The following is a 2231-nucleotide window of genomic DNA, read 5'->3' on the forward strand; positions in this document are numbered from 1 at the left end:
CGGGTCTCTGCCCGTCCCCCCCCCGGGCGGCCGCAGCGGCGGGAGGCTCCGCCGGCTACTCCGCCGCGGCCGCCCCGGCCGGTGGTGGGCGGGGAGGATCTGCCGCTGTGGTGACGGGTCGCGGCCGCCGACCCTGACGGTCCCCCAGGTGCCCGCCGCGCCCTCGTAAGGCGGGGCCAGAGCGGGGGGGTCCCTCCGGTCGGGCGGCACTCACGGTGTGCCGCGGGTTCTGGGGGGGTGGAGCTTGCGGAGCCCCCCCAGGTTCCGTGGCAGGGTGCGGAGGGCTGTCCGACCGGAGGGACCCCCCCGCGACCCCTGCCGACCCACCCACGGACCCGCAGTGGCGTACGGCGCCCCCTCCCCCTCTGGGAGCGGTGGCCCGGGGGTGCAGGGGGCGGAGCGCCCCTGCGTAGTGACCCGCGCGATCTCTCCGGCCTCCCCCGCACCCCTCCCCGCGTCCCTGTGTGGCCCGCTGACGGCCGATGAGGGGCGCCGTGCCCTCTGGGTCCGGTATCCGGCTGACAGGGCCGCAGAGGGGCGCCTAGGGTCGCCGCGTGATCACCGGGGGGCAATGATGACTCAGACTGAGACGCTTGCAAAAGGCGGATCGATGTGTCAGAGTCAGTCGCATGACGCAGACACCGGCCCAACTGAGGGCCCAAGCCGAAGCAGCACTCAAGCCTTTGGGAGCGAAGAGGATCAGGCTCCTGGCTCAGCTGGAGCAGCTCGACGCGGAGATCCGTCCGGTGATCGTGGAGGCGGTCCGGATGGAGGTCCCCTACCGCAGGATTCGGGACCTGACAGGGGTCTCCCCGAACACCTCGGCCGCGTGGCGGAAGGCGGCCGAGGCGGAGTGATCTGAGGGGCTCCTCGCGCGCGTATATGCGCGCGTGCGTAGGGCCCCCCTCCCCTCCCCCGACCGCAACCCGCAACCTTGCAGGTCAGAGGCGGTTGCACCCCGCAACCCGACCGCAACCTGCAACCAGAGGCGCAACCAGCAAACGAAGACGGGCCGGACCGCCGCAGCGAACGGCGATCCGACCCTCATCCACGCACCTGAAGGAGAACCGTGGACGTGAAGGAAGTTTGGCGGAAGGCGACCGATTCGACCAAGTCCGCCTGGCGGGCATCGGCCACCGAGGTGACCAACGTGGTCGATGCCCTGTCCCCCATGTGCGCCCCTGTGGCGGCTCGGTGGGACGCGGCGGCGGACCGGCGCCAGGCGCTCCGGACGCCGGAAAATCTCAAGAAGCTCATGGCCGCTCAGCGTGAGAACACGTCGGCGAGGGCGACGGCCGCGACCGCGAAGGGGCAGCGGACGGCGGCACGGCAGGCGAGCAAGAACCCGTGGAACGGCGCCCGGCGGGCGGCGAAGACGGCGGACAGGGCGGCGCGGTCGCACCGGATCGCCGCGCGGGCCGCGTTGAAGGAGGCGCGGGCGAACTACCCGGCGACGATGGCGCAGGTAGCCCGGCGGTGGCACGCCGTGCATGTCGTCCCGGCGGCGGTCGGCACGTACGCGTGGTCGACGCCTGCGGACTGGGAGACGTGGCCTTTGGCCACCTCGGTCGCGGTCATCGCGGCCAACGCCTCGGCGCTGTGGCTCGGTCGCCGGTCGGTCTCCGTGCAGGTCGAGGATGGGGTCACGGCGGAGGAACGCCGCTTGCTGGAGCGCCTGGACCCGTCGTACTGGGTGCAGCACGCCGACTCGCGCGGCCTGTCCGGCACGCTGACCGAGCGGCCCGAAGTGACGGCGGCCGGGATCGTGTGCGGCGTCCGGCTGGACGGCAAGGGCTGGTCGGCGAAGAAGCTCGCGGCCGAGTCCGCGGCGGTCCGCGCCCTGCTCGGGATGCGGACCGAGACGCGGATGCAGATCAGCGATGGCAGCCATGGCGACCGCGCGCTGATCGTGATCCGCACCCGGTCCGCGTCGGACGGCATCTCGATGACCTGGACGCCGGAGCACACCGGCATCGGCGTGGACGAGGTGACCGGCGAGATCGTGGACGTGCCGATGGCGGGCACGCACAAGCTGATCGCGGGCGTCACGAACATGGGCAAGAGCGTCTCGTGGCGGCCGTGGATGATGCAGGCCGTGGCCGACCCGCTGTGGGCGGGCATCCTCCTCGACCCGAAGCGGCTGGAAGCCCGGCTGTGGCAGGGGAAGGTCCGGACGGAGGGTCACCAGCGCGGCTCGAACGAGGAGATCCGGCAGGCGATCTACGACGCGA

1 protein-coding gene and 1 pseudogene are annotated in these 2231 nt (G+C 72.6%); both read left to right on the forward strand.

The annotated features are described in order from the left end of the window. The first annotated feature begins 629 nt into the window (after positions 1-629). A complete protein-coding gene (locus ACWGR4_RS47940; protein ID WP_376041194.1) occupies positions 630-857 on the forward strand; it encodes a hypothetical protein in 228 nt (75 codons plus the stop codon). Between the two features lie 218 nt (positions 858-1075). Beyond that, positions 1076-2231: pseudogene (locus ACWGR4_RS47945) on the forward strand (ATP-binding protein); the annotation flags it as partial.

It is taken from the genome of Embleya sp. NPDC055664, assembly GCF_053618075.1.